Source organism: Thalassospira sp. GO-4 (assembly GCF_023588965.1).
In the GTDB taxonomy this organism is placed as follows: Bacteria; Pseudomonadota; Alphaproteobacteria; order Rhodospirillales; family Thalassospiraceae; genus Thalassospira; species Thalassospira povalilytica.
Map to the genome: position 1 here is coordinate 4,170,179 of NZ_CP097807.1, position 19,860 is coordinate 4,190,038.

The 19,860-nt window shown below is 54.9% G+C and carries 14 protein-coding genes; 8 read left to right on the forward strand and 6 right to left on the reverse strand.

Annotation, left to right across the window (positions count from 1 at the left end; all coding sequences use genetic code 11):
• Nucleotides 1-122 precede the first annotated feature (122 nt).
• Nucleotides 123-1,916, forward strand: coding sequence for a chloride channel protein (locus M9H61_RS18985; RefSeq protein WP_101245695.1), 1,794 nt, complete (start codon nt 123-125; stop codon nt 1,914-1,916).
• A gap of 79 nt (nt 1,917-1,995) precedes the next feature.
• On the opposite strand, the gene M9H61_RS18990 is transcribed toward M9H61_RS18985, so the two are convergent.
• Nucleotides 1,996-2,475 carry a hypothetical protein gene (locus M9H61_RS18990; RefSeq protein ID WP_250282329.1) on the reverse strand — a complete coding sequence of 160 codons (480 nt, stop codon included), beginning with the start codon at nt 2,473-2,475 and terminating at the stop codon, nt 1,996-1,998.
• 417 nt (nt 2,476-2,892) lie between these two features.
• Here M9H61_RS18990 and wecB point away from each other — a divergent pair, with 417 nt between their 5' ends.
• Complete coding sequence (gene wecB / locus M9H61_RS18995; protein ID WP_250282331.1) at nt 2,893-4,005, forward strand: non-hydrolyzing UDP-N-acetylglucosamine 2-epimerase; 1,113 nt, start codon at nt 2,893-2,895, stop codon at nt 4,003-4,005.
• On the opposite strand, the gene M9H61_RS19000 is transcribed toward wecB, so the two are convergent.
• The gene (locus M9H61_RS19000) at nt 3,995-4,843 is read right to left on the reverse strand and encodes an EF-hand domain-containing protein (protein WP_250282333.1); all 849 of its coding nucleotides are present in this window, start codon (nt 4,841-4,843) and stop codon (nt 3,995-3,997) included. The two genes, wecB and M9H61_RS19000, sit on opposite strands and share 11 nt — an antisense overlap.
• Before the next feature lie 194 nt (nt 4,844-5,037).
• Here M9H61_RS19000 and M9H61_RS19005 point away from each other — a divergent pair, with 194 nt between their 5' ends.
• Nucleotides 5,038-7,392 (forward strand): ATP-dependent helicase, encoded by a 2,355-nt coding sequence (locus tag M9H61_RS19005; RefSeq protein WP_250285094.1) that lies wholly within the window; start codon nt 5,038-5,040, stop codon nt 7,390-7,392.
• A gap of 77 nt (nt 7,393-7,469) precedes the next feature.
• Nucleotides 7,470-8,351 carry a 50S ribosomal protein L11 methyltransferase gene (locus tag M9H61_RS19010; RefSeq protein ID WP_068519495.1) on the forward strand — a complete coding sequence of 294 codons (882 nt, stop codon included), beginning with the start codon at nt 7,470-7,472 and terminating at the stop codon, nt 8,349-8,351.
• Here M9H61_RS19010 and M9H61_RS19015 read toward each other — a convergent pair.
• Nucleotides 8,348-9,103 (reverse strand): sulfite exporter TauE/SafE family protein, encoded by a 756-nt coding sequence (locus tag M9H61_RS19015; RefSeq protein WP_250282335.1) that lies wholly within the window; start codon nt 9,101-9,103, stop codon nt 8,348-8,350. The genes M9H61_RS19010 and M9H61_RS19015 overlap by 4 nt on opposite strands.
• A gap of 268 nt (nt 9,104-9,371) precedes the next feature.
• On the opposite strand from M9H61_RS19015, the gene M9H61_RS19020 reads away from it, so the two are divergent.
• Nucleotides 9,372-10,457 (forward strand): HD domain-containing phosphohydrolase, encoded by a 1,086-nt coding sequence (locus M9H61_RS19020; protein WP_170310109.1) that lies wholly within the window; start codon nt 9,372-9,374, stop codon nt 10,455-10,457.
• Between the two features lie 19 nt (nt 10,458-10,476).
• A complete protein-coding gene (locus M9H61_RS19025) occupies nt 10,477-14,100 on the forward strand; it encodes a PAS domain S-box protein (RefSeq protein WP_250282337.1) in 3,624 nt (1,207 codons plus the stop codon).
• 54 nt (nt 14,101-14,154) lie between these two features.
• Here M9H61_RS19025 and M9H61_RS19030 read toward each other — a convergent pair whose 3' ends face one another.
• Together M9H61_RS19030 and M9H61_RS19035 are read right to left on the reverse strand one after the other, a co-directional pair.
• Entirely contained in the window at nt 14,155-14,892 is a 738-nt protein-coding gene (locus M9H61_RS19030) for an SDR family oxidoreductase (RefSeq protein WP_250282339.1), read from the reverse strand.
• A 193-nt stretch (nt 14,893-15,085) separates the two neighbouring features.
• Nucleotides 15,086-15,277, reverse strand: coding sequence for a hypothetical protein (locus M9H61_RS19035; protein WP_068519500.1), 192 nt, complete (start codon nt 15,275-15,277; stop codon nt 15,086-15,088).
• Between the two features lie 256 nt (nt 15,278-15,533).
• Here M9H61_RS19035 and M9H61_RS19040 point away from each other — a divergent pair, with 256 nt between their 5' ends.
• Entirely contained in the window at nt 15,534-17,558 is a 2,025-nt protein-coding gene (locus tag M9H61_RS19040) for an aminopeptidase P family protein (protein ID WP_250282341.1), read from the forward strand.
• A gap of 165 nt (nt 17,559-17,723) precedes the next feature.
• Nucleotides 17,724-18,776, forward strand: a complete 1,053-nt coding sequence (gene mgrA, locus M9H61_RS19045; RefSeq protein WP_101245705.1) for an L-glyceraldehyde 3-phosphate reductase — start codon at nt 17,724-17,726, stop codon at nt 18,774-18,776.
• A 72-nt stretch (nt 18,777-18,848) separates the two neighbouring features.
• Here the strand turns inward: mgrA and M9H61_RS19050 are convergent, their stop codons facing one another.
• Nucleotides 18,849-19,754 (reverse strand): LysR family transcriptional regulator, encoded by a 906-nt coding sequence (locus M9H61_RS19050; RefSeq protein ID WP_068519503.1) that lies wholly within the window; start codon nt 19,752-19,754, stop codon nt 18,849-18,851.
• Between the last annotated feature and the right edge of the window lie 106 nt (nt 19,755-19,860).

Consider the following 19,860-nt stretch of genomic DNA (forward strand, 5'->3'; position numbering starts at 1 on the left):
AAGATCGGAAAATATCCTTGATGTTTCGGGTGTTTACCCTTTATTCGCAGCAATCGCTGATCCTATGATCAACCCCATCGGAACAGGACCCCTTCGTATGTTTGCTCTGCGGTGTTGCGGCAATGGCTGAAAAACTGATCAAATCCAATCTGGTACTAAGCCGTCTGCGCCGCCTGGTGAAAAGCGAGCAACTGGTCCTGTCGCTTCTGGCGCTGGTGGTTGGTGCGATGGCCGGGGGCGGAACGATCCTGTTTCGGGACGGCATTTTGCTGGTGCAGGCGCTGGTTTATGGGTGGGGCGAAGAATCCCTTCATCAGCATCTGATGGGATTGTCGAACTGGCATCTGGTTCTTGGCCCGACCGCGGGCGGGCTGGTCGTCGGTGTTTTCATCTACAAGTTTTTACCCGGTCAACGCCCGCACGGGGTTGCCGATGTTATTGACTCTGCCTCGTTCAATGATGCGCGCATGTCGACCCGGTGCGGCATCAAAAGTGCGATTGCCAGCGCGGTGTCACTGGGAAGTGGCGCGTCACTTGGCCGCGAGGGGCCGGTTGTCCATATGGGGGCGTCCTTTGGGGCCTGGCTTGCACGCGTGTTGCATTTGCGCCGTGGGGCCGCGCGCACCTTGTTGGGGTGCGGGGTGGCATCGGCCGTTGCCGCATCCTTCAATGCGCCGCTGGCCGGGATGTTTTTTGCCCATGAAGTGGTTCTTGGCCATTATGCCCGGACCGCTTTTGCACCGATTGTGATGTCGTCGGTGATGGGGACGGTGATTACCCGTCTTTATTACGGATCGGAAGTGGCGTTTTTGATCCCGCTCCATAACATTCAGTCGTTCTGGGAATTTCCCGCGTTTGCACTTTTGGGGTTGCTGGCCGGGATCACCGCAATGCTGACGGTGCGTGCCATTCCCGTCGTTCAAAAGGTTGCCGATACCACGCGTGCGCCGCTTTGGTGTCGGCCGGCGATTGCCGGTCTGGTGGTTGGAATTGTTGGTCTTGGCTTTCCGCAGATCATCGGTGTCGGTTATGGCGCGATGAATGATGCGCTTTATGAAACATACAGCCTGACATTTCTGATCGGTCTGCTGTTTGCCAAGGCGTTTGTCGTGGCGATCTGCATGGGGCTTGGCTTTGCAGGCGGGATGTTCAGCCCCAGCCTGTTTCTTGGTGCGATGCTGGGCGGTGCGTTCGGGATCGTTGCCACCCACGCCTTGCCGGATTTCTCGTCCGGGCACGGGGCATATACCCTGGTCGGGATGGGGGCGGTGGCCGCTGCTGTTCTGGGGGCGCCGATTTCCACAACCCTGATCGTGTTTGAGCTTACCGGCGACTATCAGCTGACCATTGCAGTGATGCTGGCATCGGTTCTGGCATCGGTAATCATGGATCAGGCCAATGGCGGATCATTCTTCCACTGGCAGCTTAAAATGCGCGGGCTGTCGACCAATTGGGGGCGGGAGGTCAATCTTCTGCGCATGATCAAGGTCGCCGACATCATGAAGCGCGAATATGTCACCGTGCCTTTATCCCATGATTTGCCAAGTGTCCGATCAGCCCTTTTCAATGCACCCTATGCGGAGCTTTTTGTCGTTGATGACAAAGGCAAACTGCATGGCACCATCACATTGACCGATTTGCGCAATGCCGCGTTTGATACGGATGCCGCCCAGAATATGACGGCTGGCGAAGTGGCGCGGTCAAAACCGCCGGTTCTGTTCCGTACTGACAGCATCGAAAAGGCCATCCGCCTGATGGAGCAAACCGGCGAGGAACATTTGCCGGTGCTCAATAATGGTGAAGATCGCGAGATGATCGGCTTTGTGCACGAAAAGGATGCGATGATGGCCTACAACAACGCGCTTCTTGAACTGCAAAGCGAAGAACGCGGCGACGCCCCGCCAAAGCTGTTCTGACGTTATCAAAGTCCCCGCATGAAAAAGAGCAGCACCGAAAGATGCTGCTCTTTTGCGTGGTCGGATCACAGACTGGTCTTTATGCAGCCAGTGCCGTGTCACCGGCTGATTTCCGGGTTTGCTGTCCACTTAGAAGCTGGGCTGTAAGGCGACTGTCCAGACCGGCAACATCTTCGGGAAGATTTGTTGCGGATTGTTCGATCTGATCAAGTTCCTGACGTGCCTGGCGTCGTTCGAGTTCAGCCTTTTCTGCCTTTTCATCATCCTTTATCGGAATTGAATTGGCATCACGCAGTGCGGTTCTGAATTCTTCTTCGGCGTCTTTCTTGGCGTTCAAGATGTCAGCTTCGGTAGAATCAGATTGTGAGGATGACGAAAACACATCGCCTGCCGTATTGCTGTTCGGGTCATTGTCATTGCCTTGAACGTCAGCCATGGCAGACGCAAAGCTTGATGATCCCGAACCGATATTCTGAAATTCAAGCATGACGGACTGCATCGCATCGGAAAGCTGGCTTTTGGACGTGCCGGTTTCCGAATTGGTTTCGCCCGTTGTCAATACAGGTACTGCGCTACCTGCGCTAAAACCTTCGATACCTTCGTGTGCACCTGACCGCTCCGAAGAGCCGGCCCGGGAAGACATTGGCAACCCGTTGCCCAATCCAAAAATAGTACTCATGCCGAGATACCCTTCTTGTGGGATGCACAAAGCATCCCTGACAGCGGCAAATTTGCACAAACCGCCGTCAGAGGATGCTAACCACCGGGAAACAAGCAATTCCCGGACCACATGAAGCAGGGCAATCTTCTTGAGTGGACAGTAATTTAGGTGAATTGAATTTTGCGTGCGCGGCGGTCCCCGAAAGATGTGCAGCAGGCAAAATATACCGATACCAAAGAGGGTTATGAGCACCCCGCCTTATCCATTAGGCTGTTTGACCTTGAAAACATGTCTGGCGGCAACGACGGGACGGGGATGAAGCTTCATCTGATTGCAGGGGCACGGCCGAATTTCATGAAGATCGCTCCGTTATGGCAGGGCTTGCGTGCCTATGCGGATATCAAGGCGGCTTTCATTCACATGGCGCAGCATCGCGATGCTGAGATGACGTCAACGATCTGGCGTGATCTGGGAATGGCGGATCCCGACCATATTGTGCAATGGCAATCCAGTACCAGTCAGGACCGGATTGCGCCGATGATGGCCGGTTATGAAAAGCTTTGTCATCAGGATCGCCCGGACGCGGTTCTGGTGGTCGGGGATGTCAGTGCGTCACTTGCCGCGGCGATGACGGCCTCGAAGCTGCAAATACCGCTGATCCATCTTGAAGCCGGATTGCGGTGCTTTGATTTGTCTGTTCCCGAAGAACGCAATCGCATGACCATCGACCGGTTGGCGAACCTGCATCTGACCCCGTCTGCCGATGCGGACGAAAATCTTCTGGCCGAGGGGATCACGCCAGACCGCATCAGGCGTGTCGGCAATATCATGATCGATACCTGTGTCATGATGAATGATGCGATATGCAAGGATGTGACAACAGAAAGGCTGGGGCTTGCCGGGGGTGGATATGTGCTCGTAACGCTTCATCGTCCCGGCAATGTTGATGATCGCGCAAAGCTGCGCCGGATCTGTCATGCAATTGGTGATATTGCCAGCCATGTTCCTGTTTGCTGGCCACTGCATCCCAGAACCCGCCATCAACTTGAACAGATTGACGGTATTACCATGCTTGAACAAAGCGGGGTGAAGGTCTTGGCGCCGCTTGGATATGTATCCTTTGGGGCTGTGATGGCAAATGCCGGACTGGTGGTAACCGATTCCGGTGGTGTGCAGGAAGAAACCAGTTGGCGTGCGATCCCCTGTCTGACCTTGCGCCCGTCAACCGAACGACCGGTTACGATTGACTTCGGGACAAATCGGCTTGTCAGCATTGAACGCCTGTCCGCCATGGCAATCGATGCCATGACCGGGCAGTCCGCCCCGGAACGGCAGGATTGTGAAATCCCGCTTTGGGATGGTCAAACGACGGTGCGCGTCATTGCGGAACTTGACCGGTTCCGCAGAAATGGTGGCATCAGGAAATAATCTGCGCCATCACCTTGTTGCCCAGGGCTTCGTTGCGCATGTCAAAGCCGCCAGTCGATAAGGTGCTATCATCATTATTTTCAGCCATATTTCGCGCAACGGTTTCAGGCATCGTGCCGTTATCGGTGGCCGTATCCGTTTCCACGCTAGCGTCAGTAACGGATTCAGCTTCCGAGCTGTTGTCAGGAAGGCTGCTTTGTGACGGGGTTGCATCCTGCGGGGCGGCAGCCATGATTTCCGACAGGCTGACCACGCCGTCTTCGTTGGTATCAAGCGGATCATAGGTGCCCTCGGACCCCATGGAAGCCAGCATGCTGTTCATGACGGTATCTTCGCTGCTGCTGTCATCGCTTGAAAGCACGGCCCCGCTTGGCGGTGTCATGGATGCCAGATAGTCATCTTCGGATATGCTTTGGGCGTCGGACCCGGCCATGACATTCCAAAGATTTTCAGACATTTCATCGCTGACACCGTCGGGGGCCGATGCCATGAATTCATCCTTGGTCAGCGTCCCGTCGCCGTCGGTATCCATGTCAGAGAACAGGCGCTGGGCATCAAAACTGCTGTTGCCGTCGGTGGTGGTGCTGGTTTCCTGCAACTCAAGAAGCATCGACATGATGGAGTCTGAAAGCTGACCGGTGATGGCTTCGCTTTGCGATGTCATTTCCGACATGCTGTCGGTGCCGGTCGATCCGCTGCCCTGCAAGGCATAAAGCGAAAATCCGCCAAATGCTTCAATGCCCGAAGAACCGTCGCTGCCTGTTGATGAATTGGCAGACTGGCTGTTCTGGCTAAGTATTTGCGCGATGCTGCCGCTCATGCTGCTGATGCCGCTCATATTTCTACCTTCATTCAGAATTGCGTTGTTATCTGAACTCACGCGAAAGACCGGAAAAACTGGCGCAAAAAGTTTTTGAAGATCGGGAAAGGGGTGGTTGATGTTCCTGTTTCGTTGCAGAATGGAAAAAATACCCGGCCGCATCCGATGCAAGGCTGGTCCTTGGAACACAGCGTGATATATATGCCGCCATGATGGATGATCCCTTCGAAATTGATGAATTCGCCGCCAGCCCGGAAATGCGTCTTGGTGATGCACCGGCCCCGGCATATCTCGACAATCTGAATGCCGAGCAGCGCGATGCTGTCGAAACGCTTGACGGGCCGTTGCTTGTGCTTGCCGGTGCAGGCACGGGTAAAACCCGGGTCTTGACCACGCGGCTGGCGCATTTGCTTGAAACCAAGGCCCAGACCGAACGTCTGCATCCGCAGCAAATCCTTGCCGTGACCTTTACCAACCGTGCGGCAAAGGAAATGCAGGAACGCGTGGCACAGGCATTGGGTCGTCCGGTCGAAGGTTGGTGGCTGGGAACCTTCCACTCGCTTTCGGCGCGATTGTTGCGCCGTCATGCCGAACTGATCGGGCTGCAATCAAACTTCACGATCCTTGATAGCGACGATCAGGTCCGTCTGCTCAAGCAGATCATGGATGCCGAACAGATCGATCCGAAAAAATGGCCGGCCAAGCAGCTGATGGGCATCATTCAGCGCTGGAAGGACAAGGGCCTGACGCCGGAACGGGTCAATGAAAGTGTCGAATTCGCCAATGGCGGGGCCAAACATCTTTACAAGATTTATCAGGAACGGCTGAAAGTTCTGAATGCGTGCGATTTCGGGGATTTGTTGCTGCATTGCCTGACCCTGTTCCAGCAGCATCCCGAAGTTCTGAAACAGTATCAGAACACCTTCCGCTATATTCTGGTTGATGAATATCAGGATACCAACGTTGCGCAGTATTTGTGGCTGCGCGCCATGGCGATGGTTCATCGCAATATTTGCTGTGTCGGCGATGATGATCAGGCGATCTATAGCTGGCGCGGGGCCGAGGTCGGCAACATCCTGCGTTTTGAGTCCGACTTCCCCGGAGCCAAGGTCGTGCGCCTTGAACAGAATTATCGGTCCACCCCGCATATTCTGGCCGCCGCATCGAAACTGATCACCTTTAACGATGGGCGTTTGGGCAAGCAGCTTTGGACGGAAATCGACACCGGCGAAAAGGTATTGGTTAAAGGTGTGTGGGACGGTCCTGCTGAAGCCCGGTTGGTCGGCGAAGATATCGAAGCCCTTCAAAGCAAGGGCATCGGTTCTTCGCAGATGGCGATCCTTGTTCGAGCCCAATTCCAGACCCGTGAATTTGAAGAACGGCTGATTACACTTGGTATTCCGTATCGTGTTGTTGGAGGCGCGCGGTTCTATGAGCGTCAGGAAATCCGCGATGCACTGGCCTATATCCGCCTCGTTGCCCAACCCGATGACAGTTTGGCCTTTGAGCGCATTGTCAATGTGCCCAAGCGCGGGGTTGGCAAGGCAACGCTTCAGACTCTGCATCAATATTCCCGTGATCAGGCGATTTCATTGCCTGCGGCGGCGCGTGATCTGATCGATACCGAAGAACTCAAACCCAAGATGCGTCAGGCAATTGGCGGGTTGTTGGGGGATTTCAAACGCTGGCGCGAGATGCAGTCGAACACCAATCATGACAAGGTAGTCGAAACCGTCCTTGATGAAAGCGGCTATACCGATATGTGGCAGACATCAAAGGAGATTGATGCGCCCGGCCGTCTCGAAAACCTCAAAGAACTTGTTTCCGCAATTGGCGAGTTCGAAAACCTGACCAGCTTCCTTGAACATGTTTCGCTGGTCATGGAAAACGAACAGAATGACGCGCAGGAAAAAGTCACCATCATGACCCTGCATGCGGCCAAGGGTCTGGAATTCGATTATGTCTTCCTGCCCGGCTGGGAAGAGGGCGTCTTCCCCCATCAGCGCGCGATGGATGAAAGTGGCGTCAAGGGGCTTGAGGAAGAACGTCGTCTTGCCTATGTCGGGATCACGCGCGCGCGCAAACGTGCAACCATTTTATATGCCGCGAACCGCCGCATCTATAATCAGTGGCAATCGGCGCTGCCGTCGCGCTTTGTCGACGAACTGCCAGATGAGCATATTGAACGGATCAGTGATACCGGTCTTGGCGGACATGGGGGGAATCATTCACCCGGTGCCTGGGGGGCTGATGACTGGATGAAAATGCCAAGCTGGGCCAACGAGGGTTCAAGCAACCGCAATCCGGTTTCCGGTGCATCCGAGCGCAAATTTGCATCCAGCGGCTGGCAGGATCGCGTGCGTAAAAACGTGATTGATGTAAAGCCGGACGGCGAAACCAGCTATGCGACCAGCTCGAAATCATCGAAATACAAGGTTGGCGATACAGTGCGACACCGAAAGTTCGGACCGGGAACTGTGCGTGCGGTGGATGGCAACAAACTTGAAATCCATTTCGAGGGTGTCGGCAAAAAGAAAGTGGTCGACAGCTTCATTCTGCCGGGGTAAGCCCCGGTTCAAATATTCACGGAATACCGAACTAACCGGGCGGCGATCGCAAGCGGCCCTGACAAGCGAGAAGCGATATGACCCAACCCGTTCTTTGCTATAACTTCCAGTTCGAAGTTGATGGCGCCTATGCCGAGGCCTTCGCCGAAGGGCTATACGAATATTGTGATGCATTGTCGCATTTCGAACGTCCCGGTGATCCGAGCGCGCCTTGGAGAATAGAAGGTTTCTCGGGCGAGATGTTTGACAAGCCGGCAATTGAAACGGCAGTGTCGATCATGGCATCGGCGGTCGGGGTCGATGCGCCGGTTGTGACATTTGGCACATATGAGCCCAAAGACTGGGTCAGTGAAAACCTGCGCAGTTTCAAGCCGATTTCGGTCGGGCGTTTCTTTGTCCATGGTTCGCATTGGGACGAAGACCTGCCGGTGGCAAAAATCGGGCTTCAGGTGGATGCCGGTCTGGCATTCGGTTCCGGTGAACATCAAACCACCAAGGGATGCCTTGCGGCAATCGACTGGGTGGCAAAACGTGGTCCGCGCCATAATGCCCTTGATATGGGCTGCGGGTCGGGCATCCTTGGCATGGCATGTGCCAAAACCTGGCGCAGCACAGTGATGATGGCCGATATTGATGCCGCATCGGTGCGCGTTGCACAGGAAAATGCGCGGGTTAACAAGATCGCCGATCTGGTCACCGCCATCCATTCAAACGGTTTCCAGGATACCCGTATCCGTGACGGCGGTTATTACGACATTGTCTGTGCCAATATTCTGGCCCGTCCGTTGCGCGCCATGGCCCATGATCTGGTCGGGACATTGTCACAGGACGGCGTTGTGATCCTTTCGGGGCTGCTGTCCGAGCAGGAACAGTTTGTTCTTTCGGCCTATCGCGAAGTCGGCCTGTCGCTGATCAAACGGTTCAAGGTTGAAAACTGGACCACGCTTCTGGTCGGCTAAGCCATCAGGCTTCCGGCAAATCGATACAGCCCCAGAATGCCCAATGTGACGATCAGCACACCAACGGCGATCATCAAGGGTTTTCTGGGGATGATTTTGACCAGTACGGCCGCCAATGGTGCGGCCGGGACCCCGCCCAGAACAAGGGCCAATGCCGCCATCCCGAAGCTTTCAAGCCCGAACGATCCGGCAAAGGTCACTGTAATCGCCACAGTAACGAAAAACTCCGCAGCCGCAGATGTACCAAGCATGCGGTGGGGTTCGCTGCCGCGATAAACCAGGGTGCTGGAAACAATCGGTCCCCAACCGCCACCCCCGACAGCATCCAGAAAACCGCCAATCAGGCCAAGCGGCGTCAGACCGCGCATTGCCGCAGGCGGCTGAACCTTGCGGATGGCTTTGGCAATTACCAGCACACCCAATGCCGACAGATAAAGCGCAACCGCCGGGGCAAGGTATTTACCAATCCCCGAGGACAGCAAGGCTGCGCCGACGCAACCGCCGACCGCACCGGCAATGGCCAGAATCCGGACCATCCGCCAGTCCACATTTCGGGCAAAATGATGCGCAGTCCCTGAAACAGCGGTGGTTGCGATTTCAGCGGCATGCACAGTTGCACTGGCATGGGCCGGCGGCAATCCGATTGTAATCAGCAACGATGTCGATGTAAGGCCATAAGCCATGCCAAGTGCGCCATCAATCAACTGGGCGACAAAGCCGATCAGAACGATCCACCAGAAATAGTCATCCATAAGACCACAGGCTCCTGCTGCGGGGATACTTTCCGGAAGTGTAGCAACTTGCCCGAAGCGCGATATGGCATTTTGGTTTCGGCCCGGCATTCCCGGTATGCATTAATGCCACGCGACATTTTTATGAATTTGGCGATGTGCCGGGATCGACCGCCTCATATTCCTACATTCGAATAACTATACATAAGTGGTAGTCAGTTTACTGCTTATGTATAGTCCACATCGCGCGTGACAGCGATGATATATTAAATCAGTAAGGGAGATGTCCTTGGCTGAATTTGAACATCGAATACTTGTGGTTGATGATGAACCGGTAATCCGCAAATTGCTGACCCGCGTTCTGGAGCGAGCCAACTTTGAGGTTGTGCAAGCCGTTGATGGTCTTGACGGGATCGAGCATCTGCAAAAGGATGCTGGATTGCGGCTGGTCATTTCCGATTTGCGCATGCCCAACTGTGGCGGCCTTGATTTTGTGCGTCGCGCCATTGGCGAATTTCGCCGTGATTTTGAATTCATCCTCCTGACCGGGGATGGTGACAAGTCAGACGCGATCGATGCGTTGCGTCTTGGCGTGCGTGAATTCCTTGATAAACCGGTGGATCGTGCGGACCTTGAAGCCGCCGTTCAGAAGGCGCAGGAACGTTTGCTTGAACGGGATCGCGAACATGAACGCGTCCGGAAACTTGAACTTGAAAATGTCAGCAAGGCCAAGACGCTTGATGACATCACGCGCAAGCTGGGCGGTGCCGAACAGGAAATGATCGACCGGCTCAGCCTGATTTCCCAATACAGGGATATTGAAACCGCCGAACATTGCGTGCGGGTCGGGCTTTATTCCCAGTTGCTTGCCGATATGGCCGGGCTTGATACGCAAACCCAGCGCTCCATTCGCCTGGCGGGTATTCTTCATGATATCGGCAAGGTTGGCGTGCCCGATAGTGTCCTTCTGAAAGAGGGGCCGCTGACGGATGCCGAATTCGAAGTCATGCAGCGCCATACCGAAATCGGTTTTTCGATGCTGAATGCGTCGGACAATCCGGTGCTTGATCAGGCGGCACAGATTGCGCGTTACCACCATGAAAAGTGGGAAGGCACGGGATATTGCAACGGGCTTTCGGGCGCAGATATTCCAATGGTTGCGCGCATCGTTTCCATTGCCGATGTCTATGACGCCCTGCGCAGTTCACGGCGTTACAAGCCGCCATTCAGCCACAGGGAAGCCGTCGACATCATCACCAAGGGCGACGGACGCACGACGCCAGACATGTTTGACCCGAAACTGATGTCGCTGTTTCTTGAACATAATCAGCGCTTTGAGTCCATATTTGACAGCATGCCAGACCAGATGGTGTAAAGCCGGAGACGTTTAGACGATGAGCCAGAACGTAGACGTGATTTTGCACCGTACGCGAAATCGCATTGCCGATTTCATGTTGCTGGTCATGGTGATTGGCGGATTTCCGGCGCTGATTGCATCGTTGCTGCGTGAAACAAAACAGCCATTCTGGGTGATCGAAACCATCCAGCTTCTGGTGTTTGTTGCCGTGGTCGCCAGTCTCGTGCTGCGTCGTCGGCTTGAAACACGGACAAAATCGCATGTGATTGTCGGCGCAATGACGGTGTTGTCGTTGCTTTATATCATCATGTTTTCGCCAGCCAGTGGCATGGCGCTGATGATCGTATCAACAGTGACGGTGGCCATATTCCATCCACTGGTTACGACATTCCGGTATGCGCTTTTCTGTTTTCTGACCATAACGGGCATCGGCATCATCCGTGTTTATGATCTTGACGGATTTCTGATTGATGATGCGGGCATGGTCGCACACACGTTGCCGGTGTGGATTGCGACATTGTTTGGCTATGCCTGGATGAGTTCGGCCGTGGTTGTCGGGGTCATCTGGATGCGCCAGGCGCTGTTGCAGATGAGTGTTGATCAACTGTTGTCCAAACGGGAACTGGTTTCCGGCAAGAAGTTTCTGGAAGAAATCCGTGTCAGCGCGGGGGAAGTTGCCAACTACTTTTCGTCGCTGGAACGTGTTGAAGACGTATCATTTCGCCCATCCTTGCAGCGGTTTGCCGAATTGCTCAATTGCGAACGGGCCAGTTTGTGGTTGCAGAATGACGATGGTGATGTGGCATGCTTTGGTCTTTACGATGCCAATAACCCTGATGCATCGCATGAAGGACTGGTTCTGCGCCGCAAGGATCTGCCGCGGTATTTTGCCGCCCTTGAAACCGGGCAGGCGATTGATGCCGAAAATGCCAAAGAAGACCCGCGGACATCGGAATTTACCGAAAACTACCTGATTCCTTTGAATATCGGGGCGATGCTGGATGTGTCGCTGATGTCGGTTGCCGGTCGCATGGGCGTTGTCTGTTTCGAGACCGTCGGAAGGACCCGCGTCTGGCGATCAGACGAGGTTGTCTTTGCCCATATGGCAGGCGGGCTTCTTGCCGCGGCGGCCGGGATCAAATCGATCATGGAAGCTGACGAGGCACTTAATTTCTCGCGCAGGCGGTTCGAGGCGGTTGCCAATTACACCTATGACTGGGAAAGCTGGGTGTCGTCAGACGGGCGTCTGGTGTGGGTCAACCCGGCTGTGGAACGTATTCTGGGCTATTCGGTTTCGGAATGCATGACACTTGAAAACTATCCGTTGCCATTTGTCGCACCCGAAGATCAGGCGCGTGTGCGCCATTATCTGGATGAAGGCCTGTCCGGGCTTTCGGGCAGTGATCGGGAATTCACAGCCATTCATAAAAATGGCAACCGGGTCAGTATCGGAATGTCCTGGCAACAGATTGCCGATAGTGACGGAACCAATCTGGGGGTTCGCATTTCATGTCGGGATGTCACCGAACGGGTGCGGTATCGCCGAGATCTTGAATATGCCAAAACCGATCTTGAAGCCAACCAGCGCCGTTTGCGTGCGCACTTCAATAACGCGAAGATCGGCGTGTTTTACTGGACCCCGGATCGTACGATCATTGAAGTCAACGACACCGCCTGTCAGTTATTCGGGTTCAGCGCCGAGGAGTTTGTTGGCAAAAAGCTTGAACTGATTGTGCCGCCATCGGAACGCGCCCGGTTGGGAACGCTGATCAATGAAATCATGGAAACCCGGACCAGTGTAAATAACCGGTTCGAAAATGTGACGCGCAGCGGCAAGCGTCTGGTGTGTGAATGGTATGAAAGCCCGATCTTTGACACCAATGGGCAACTTGATTGTATTGCAAGCTTTGCGCTCGATGTGACAGACCGGCAGCGCTATCAGGAAACGCTTGAATCCATTTATCGCGGTGTGCGCTATCAGGTCGGTGAAGACTTCTTTGACAACCTGACCAAGGTGATGTGCGAAGCATTGGGCATGCATTACTGCCATGTCGGGTCGATCGAAAATGGTCGCGTAAAGCCGGTTGCCCATTACAGCCATGACAAATCGCGCGGCGGGCTTGAGTTCGAAGTCAAGGGATCGGCCGCCGAAATGGTTGTTGATAACGGCATCTTTGTCTGCCCGGACAATTTCAAGGAAGTGACAAGCGGCGTGCGTCGGGTGACCGACCTTAAGATCCGCGGATATGTCGGAGCGGCACTGAAGGACAGCGAAGGCAACCCGATCGGGATATTGGCAACGGTTTCAGAACAACCGATTGCCGATCCGGAACTGGCGCGGTCGATTGTTGAAGTGTTCGCCGCCCGTGCGTCAGCAGAATTGCAGCGCCTTCAGGCCGAACGCAAACGTGAAAAACTTGAACAGCAATTGCGTCATTCGCAGCGCATGGAAACGATTGGTGTGCTTGCGGGCGGGATTGCGCATGACTTCAACAATATTCTGCAACCGATCAGCGGTTATGCCGAACTGCTATATACGGATTTGCCCGAAGATTCGCCGCTGCGCGAAGATGTCATGGAAATTCGTCAGGGGGCAGATCGGGCGCGCGATCTTGTTAAACAGATCCTGTCATTTTCACGCAATTCCGAAACCGAACGGTCGCCGATTGATGTCGCATCCATGATCAAGGGAACGGTCAGGTTCGCGCGCGGATCCATTCCATCCACCGTATCGCTGGTCAGCAACCTGGCACCCGACACCATGTCGATCCTTGGCAATGCCACGCAGCTTGACCAGTGTCTGATGAACCTGATCACCAATGCCTATCACGCGGTTGGTGAAGAGGGCGAAATAAAGATCGAAGCCGCACCGTTTGAGCTGACCGACGACAGTGCCGAAATGCATCCGCTTTTGACACCGGGGCCCTATATCCGCATTTCGGTGATTGATAATGGCACGGGTATGGATGCCGATACCGCCAAGAAAATCTTTGATCCGTTCTTTACGACCAAGGAACCGGGCAAGGGCACTGGGCTTGGCCTGTCGACGGTGCATGGCATCATTGCCGGTCACAAGGGCGAAATCACGGTCTATAGCCGACTGGGGCAGGGGACGCGTTTTTCGATCCTGCTGCCGGAATATGACCGCGAGGAAGAAGGTGAGGAACGTGTTTCGCGTGGCCTTGTTTCAAATGCCAGCGGTCATCTGGCGGTTGTCGATGACGAGGAAAAGAACCTCAAGCTTTGTTCGCGGATGCTTGAACGCATTGGCTATACCGTTGAAACCTTTACCAATGGTGCCGATGCGATTGAGGCGATCAAGGCCCCGGGGGCAAAGTTTGACGGTCTTTTGACCGATCAGACCATGCCAAACATGACCGGGGTGAAGCTGGTGGAATTGCTGCGTCAGTCCGGAAATGATATTCCGGTTGTCGTCATGACGGGATATGCCGCCGATGATATCGTGGCGGCCTATAAGGATCTTGGGGTTGAGACCATTCTGGCAAAGCCGGTTGATGTGGTTGAACTTCACGATGCACTGGCCACGGCCTGCAAGGGCGCGACAGAGCATGCACCGTCATCCGAGAAACCCACACCCGATGCATCGTCAACTGACGCGGTCGCACCGGAAACAGCCTTGCCGGGGGAAACGCTGCCATGACGGGGGATATGCGATAAGGCGGGGCTGCGGGCGGCGGTAGGGCCTTGATCAGGGTTATCGCCCGCCGGAAACATCAAGGATCGCACCGGTAACATAGGACGCGTCATCTGAAATCAGCCAATAGATGCTTTGTGCGACTTCATCGGCATTCCCCGCACGGCCCAGCGGGCAGCCCGGCCCCAGTTCGGAAACCCGTTCCGGGCGTCCTGCGCTGGCATGGATGTCGGTATTGATAATCCCGGGTCGCACCGCATTGACGCGAATGCCTTTGGGGCCGAGTTCCTTGGAAAGTCCGATGGTCAGCGTATCGATCGCGCCCTTTGATCCGGCGTAATCGACATATTCGCCAGGTGATCCAAGCTTGGCTGCCATAGACGAAACATTGACGATTGATCCGCCGTTCGGAAGCATCCGCGCCGCTTCACGGGCAACCAGATAGGCCCCAAGCACATTGGTATCGAACACATTTTTCATGCGCTCGACATCCATATCGGCAAGGGTGCTTTTGGGGGCGACAATGCCGGCATTGTTCACGACACCGTCGATTGCGCCAAAACGTTCATAGGCGGTCCGGAAGAAATCGATGACGCTGTATTCGTCGCGGACATCGCATTTGCGGGCAAATGCATTGCCGGTAACGCCCGCACGTTCGCACAAGGCACAGGTTTCGTCAGCACTTTGCTGATTTCCGACAAAGCTGAAAGCGACATTCCAGCCGCGACTTGCAAACAGCACTGCTGCCGCCCGACCGATCCCGCGCGAACCGCCGGTAATCAGAACCGTTTTTGCCATAACCACCCCGAAACAGTTTTGTTGTTTTGGCTACTATGGCGCGGATGGTGCGTGATGGTCAAAAAGAAACGGCCCTGCTGTGGAGAAGCAGGGCCGTCTCAGAGGGAAAAGACAAAACTGACCGCAAGGATCATGAACCGTGATCCTGCGCTTCGCCATTAGGCATCCGACCATTCCGGGCGGGACTGATCCTTCAATCCTTGCCTTTGGTGTCTGCCGATCCGGTTGGGGACCGGTCTGCTTCATCGTCTGCCAGATGGGCAGGGCCAATATCAAGACCGAGCGCGGCTTTGCGACCAATGGTCAGGCGCTCAAGGCCATCATAGGCCGTCTGACGTCGACGCGATTGTACGACACTTAGGGCAGTAATAGGAAAACGGATCACCGTTCATGGTCTCCTGCAAATTGACGTCCCGACGGGCCATCTTTTTGTCACGGAGATGTAATAAGTTAATCTTTGACTAATGTGCATTGCGAAGCTTGCAACGCATTCATTCCTGTGACGCATGTTACCGCTGTTAGGGGCCGGATCACGGGGTGATTATTTTATAAAATATGCACAAATATCATTGTGGCTTGCGCCGGATCGGCAGTAACCCTTACATAGATTAACTGCCCCACATATCAAAACGAGGACGTCTATGACCATTTCCGGCGATGCCCAACTCGCGACCCTTCTGGAACGCGACAATGTCAACAAGGATGTTAGCGCTGTCATCGCCCTGATTGATGGCGTGCTTGCGGCCGCCGACGGACATAGCCGGACCGACTGGATTGATCTTGTATGTGCCGATCCCAGCGAAGAACTGGTGCAAGTTCTGTTGGCGCTGCGCGATGAACGCAAAGGTCTGTTCAAAATGGCAAAGGATGATTTCAATCCGGCCGAACGGATCGCAGCTCTTCGGAAATATCTTGCGGCAAAGGGTGTGGACGGCTTTATCGTTCCGCGTGCCGACGAACATCAGGGCGAAAATGTCCCGGCCCGGGCCGAACGTCTGGCCTGGTTGACCGGTTTTACCGGGTCGGCCGGGGCTGCTGTGGTTCTGGCGAACAAGGCAGCGGTGTTTGTTGATGGCCGTTATACCATTCAGGTGCGCCAGCAGGTCAATCGCGACCTGTTTGAATATCGTCATCTGGTTGACGAACCGGTGGTCGGCTGGTTGCATGACAATCTGAAATCCGGACAGAAACTGGCGTATGATCCGTGGCTTCATACCGTGCAGCAGGCAAATCATTTGCGCACAGCGTGCGAAGGTGTCGGGGCGGAACTGGTTGCGATTGATACCAATCCGATTGATGCGCTTTGGCGTGACCAGCCGGCCATGCCGCTTGGTCCGGTGCGCCCGCATCCGTTGGAATATGCCGGAAAATCAAGTGCCGAAAAACGTCAGATGATTGCCGGGCAGCTGTCGCGCCTGTCATGTGACAGTGCCATTTTGTCCGCACCTGATAGCATCGCATGGCTTTTGAATATTCGCGGGGCCGATGTGCCGCAAACGCCGCTTGCGCTTGGTTATGCGATTATCAACGGTGATGCATCGGTTGAGTTGTTCATGGATGAACGCAAGCTGGCTGGTGAAACTGTTACCTGGCTGCGTGATGAGGCAAGCCTGCGCGCACCCGGTGAACTCGGCGATGCCTTGAAGGCCATGGGCAATCAGTCCGTCCGCCTTGACGAGGCAACAGCAGGTGACTGGTTGCGGATGCAATTGGCCGAGGCCGGGGCAACCGTTCGTGTCGGGCGTGACCCGGTGGCCTTGCCCAAGGCCTGCAAAAATGACGTCGAACTCGAAGGATCGCGCAAGGCCCACAAGCGCGACGGCGAAAAGATCATTCGCTATTTCAAATGGCTTGATGAAACGGCAATCGATGGCGGGATTGATGAACGTACGGCAGCCGACAAATTACTGTCGCTGCGTAAGGAAGATCCGCTGTTTCGGGATTCAAGCTTTGAAACCATCCCGGGCAGTGGCCCGAACGGGGCGCTTTGCCATTATCGCAACACCCCCGAAAGCAACCGCAACCTGACCCCGGGCGAGATCTTTTTGATTGATTCGGGCGGTCAGTATCTGGACGGCACGACCGACATCACCCGGACCACGATTGTTGGTGAACCGACACAGGAACACCGTGACCGGTTTACCCGCGTGCTCAAGGGGCATATTGCGCTGGCGCGGGCGATTTTCCCGGTCGGAACAACCGGTCAGCAGCTTGATACGCTGGCGCGCATGCCCCTGTGGGAAGCCGGTCTTGATTTTGATCATGGCACCGGGCACGGGGTTGGGAGTTACCTTGGCGTTCATGAAGGACCGCAACGAATTTCAAAGGCCCCGAACAGCATCGCACTCAAACCGGGTATGGTTCTGTCAAACGAGCCGGGCTTTTACAAGGAAGGCGAATACGGCATCCGGATTGAAAACCTGATTGCGGTTTGCGAGATTGATGCACCGATCGGGGCGGACCGTCAGATGCTTGGTTTCGAGACCCTGACATTCTCGCCGATTGAGCGCAAATTGATCGATCCGGAATTGATGACTGCTGACGAGTTGCAGTGGCTCAATGATTACCATGCCCAGGTCTATGCCATGTATGCCGATGAGCTTGACGAAGATCATCGGGAATGGCTGCAAAAGGCAACGGCACCGATCAAGAAGAAAGTCATCTGATCTGGCCATCGGATGCCATGATGTGAAAAAGTTGAGCCGTCCCGTCCCGCGGGGCGGCTTTTTGTTGTTTCGGGCACTGACAAGCGTGCGGGAATGGCTTAAAGAGTATCTATTGGATCGATTCAATAGAAGGCGGAAAACCGCTTCTGATAATTGGAGGAAGACATGGCTGAAGTCGAAACACAGTGGATGGCAAACCCCAACCGCTATGACGACGAAACCTGGAACCGCTGTGGCAATAGTGGCCTTATGCTGCCGAAAATCACGCTTGGCCTTTGGCAGAATTTCGGCGGCGTGGATGTCTATGAGACCCAGCGTGCAATGATCCGCCGCGCCTTTGACCGCGGTGTGTTCCATTTTGATCTGGCCAACAACTATGGCCCGCCCCCGGGATCTGCCGAGGAAAACTTTGGCAAGGTATTGAGCCAGGATCTTGGTAAACATCGCGACGAACTGATCATTTCGACCAAGGCGGGCTATCGCATGTGGCCGGGGCCGTTTGGCGAATGGGGATCACGCAAATATCTGATTTCCAGTCTGGATCAGAGCCTCAAGCGGATGGGCCTTGATTACGTCGATATTTTCTATTCCCATCGTGTCGACCCCAACACGCCGCTTGCCGAAACCATGGGTGCACTTGATCAGATCGTTCGGTCGGGCAAGGCGCTTTATGTCGGGATTTCTTCCTATTCCCCGGAAATGACCCGTCAGGCGCACGCGATCCTTAAGGATCTTGGTACGCCCTGCGTCATTCACCAGCCGTCCTATTCGATGATGAACCGCTGGGTCGAGAATGGCTTGCTTGATACGCTGTCCGAACTTGGCATGGGATGCATTGCCTTTTCGCCGCTGGCCCAGGGGCTTTTGACCAACAAATACCTTAACGGTGTGCCCGAAGAATCACGCGCCGCCCTGGAAGGTTCCTTCCAGAAAGGCATGTTGTCGGAAGAAAACCTTGATCGTGTCCGTGCACTTAATGAAATCGCCAAACGCCGCGGGCAGAGCCTTGCGCAGATGGCGATTGCGTGGGTATTGCGGCGTCCGGAAATCACATCGGCCCTGATTGGTGCCCGTCACGTGCAGCAGCTTGATAACAGCCTTGATGCGCTTAACAATCTTGAATTCAGCGCAGAAGAGCTGGCGGAAATCGACAAATATGCAGCCGATGGCGGCCTGAACCTTTGGCAGAAGTCATCGGACAGCAAGGCACCTGTCTGATCCGGTTTTCAGATAAGCTTGTGAACAAGGCCCCGACCGGTATCGCGTTCGGGGCCTTGTCGCATCAAAGGGTCATTTTTCAGCCATTGGCATGGTTCCGGCCAGATCACGCAATGTATCGACCACGGCCTTGGCCCCGGCACTGAGCGGACGATCATGAAGCCAGGACAGCATTACCTTGCGTGACAGTTCCGGGCTGACGATCCGGCGGGCCTTAAGCCGCCCGGTTGACAGTTCCATCACAAGCGAACTGCGCGGCAAAACCGTATGCCCGACATTGCGATGAACCAGATCGACCAGCACACGTAATGCGTCGGCTTCGACCACCGGGGTCAGGGGACGGCCGGCCCGAAAGGCAGCTTCCTGCATTTTGGCCCGCAAACCGTGTTTGTTGGTTGGCATGATCAGCGGCAGTGACAGGACATCTTCATAGGCGATTTCGGTTTCCTGTTCGCCAACCTGTGACGGGTGGGAAATCAGAAACAGGTCCTCGCGCCAAAGCGGTTCGGCATGCAAACTGCGCGAAATCATGCCGTCATGCAAAATTCCGATATCAAGACGACCTGACAGCAAGCCTTCCTGAACATCACCGGTCAGGTCTTCGGCAACCGAAATATTCAGATCGGGATAGTGTGCGCGAAGGCGTTCAATCAGTGCCCCGGTAATGACAATCCCGGCACTTGGCGGGACGCCGACATGGACATGCCCGGTGACCTGGCTGCTGCGTGCTGTCAGGTCCGCTTCAAGGCGGGCCAGATCGGCCAGAATGACGCGTGCACGTTCGGCAAGCATTTGCCCCGCTTCGGTCAGCTTTACACCGCGGCCGGTTCGTTCAAGCAGCTTGGTTTCAAGCGTTTCTTCAAGCAGGTTAAGCTGGCGGCTTAGCGCCGGTTGGGAAAGGTTCAACCGTTCGGCTGCGCGTGACAGGCTTCCCAATTCGGCAATATGCACGAAACTTCGCAGCTGTTTGATATCCATGGATGACGGTTCCAAGCCGGATTTGTTGATGCGATCCCCTAAGATATAGCCAAAGCTGATATCTGATAGCAATTAATTCGAATTGAATAATGACACCTTGCGGGTA